Origin of the sequence: Streptomyces sp. SID3343, from assembly GCF_009865215.1 — a bacterium.
Classification (GTDB): Bacteria; Actinomycetota; Actinomycetes; order Streptomycetales; family Streptomycetaceae; genus Embleya.
In genome coordinates this window covers 1-1,281 of sequence record NZ_WWJX01000592.1, presented here as the reverse complement: position 1 = coordinate 1,281, position 1,281 = coordinate 1, and the positions used below count along the sequence as shown (strand labels likewise).

Here is a 1,281-nt window from a genome sequence, read left to right as displayed (position 1 = left end):
TGATCGTCGACGCGCTGCCGCCGTGCCCCGGCGCGCCGGCGCCGACCGGCCTCGACCTCGCCCGGCGACTGTGGCCGAAACTGACCGCGCGCCCGGCCACACCCGAGCACCTGCACCTGCTCAATGCCGCACTCGTCCTGCAGGCCGACCACGACCTGGCCGTGTCCACACTGGCCGCGCGGGTGGCCGCCGGCGCACGGGCCGACGTGTACGCCGTCGTGTCAGCCGGCCTGGGCGTATTCGACGGCCGCCACCACGGCGCCGCGATCGGCATGGCCCATCGCTTCCTGCGCGACGCCCTGGATCCCTTCGGCAGCCCCACCACCGCGATCGCCGACCGACTCCGCGCCGGCGAACGCCTGCCCGGCCTCGGCCACCTCCTCTACGCGGAACGCGACCCGCGCGCCGACCGACTCCTGGGCCTGCTCCGCGAATCGGCCGACACCGACGGCCGAGTGGCCCGCGTACTGGAAGCGGTGGACGCCCTCACCGGCGAAATCGCGGCCCGTGAGCCCACGTTCGCCAACTCCGATCTGGCCCTGGCAGCCCTGGCACACGCCCTGGACATGCGTCCGGACGCCGGTGAGGCGATCTTCGCGACGGCCCGAACCGTCGGCTGGCTCGCCCACGCGCTGGAGGAGTACCGACAACCGGGCGGCCTGCGCTACCGCGCCGTCGGCGTCTACACCGGCCCCCGGCCCGCGGACGGCGGCACCTCCTCGACCCCACGCCGGGGGTGATCGGACGTACCCCCTCGGGAGCCGATCGCCGGGGGGCTCGCCGGCCCCGGGCCGGGCCTCGACGGCGAACCCTTCGGCGCGGGCACCCGCACCTCTTCGCGAAATTGCAGGCAGTCGGCCGCCGGGTTGTCGCGCGTGCATTCGAGCATGTAGCGCAGGTAGCCCCGGGCGGTGTCGAGCCGTTCCGTCTGCGCCTCCAGTGCGGCGATCCTGGAGGTGACGGTGTCGCGCCAGGTGTGCGTCGCGGTGCGGCCCGCCAGGACGGCGGCGATCTCCTCCAACGACATCAGGCCGGTGTCGCGCCACAGCCGGATCAGCGCTATCCGGTACAGGTGTTCCGCGTCGTAGTAGCGCCGGCCCGCGCGCCGGTGCGGCGTGACGAGTCCCCGACGCTCCCAGTAGTGCAGCGTCGAGACGGACAGGTCGAAGCGGTCGGCGACGTCGCCCACCGGTACCCAGGTGTCGCTCATCGGTTCAGTTGACCTCAACCCGGGTTGAGAAGGCAAGGTCGATCCCACTCGACCCGACCCCGAGCGCGGAT

The 1,281-nt window shown here is 73.5% G+C and carries 2 protein-coding genes; one reads left to right on the top strand and one right to left on the bottom strand.

The window, feature by feature from the left end; translation table 11 throughout:
• A partial coding sequence (locus tag GT354_RS18090; RefSeq protein ID WP_272923841.1) for a citrate/2-methylcitrate synthase occupies positions 1-740 on the top strand: 740 nt, incomplete at its 5' end.
• Here the strand turns inward: GT354_RS18090 and GT354_RS18085 are convergent.
• Positions 683-1,210 (bottom strand): MerR family transcriptional regulator, encoded by a 528-nt coding sequence (locus tag GT354_RS18085; RefSeq protein ID WP_161357337.1) that lies wholly within the window; start codon positions 1,208-1,210, stop codon positions 683-685. The two genes, GT354_RS18090 and GT354_RS18085, sit on opposite strands and share 58 nt — an antisense overlap.
• Between the last annotated feature and the right edge of the window lie 71 nt (positions 1,211-1,281).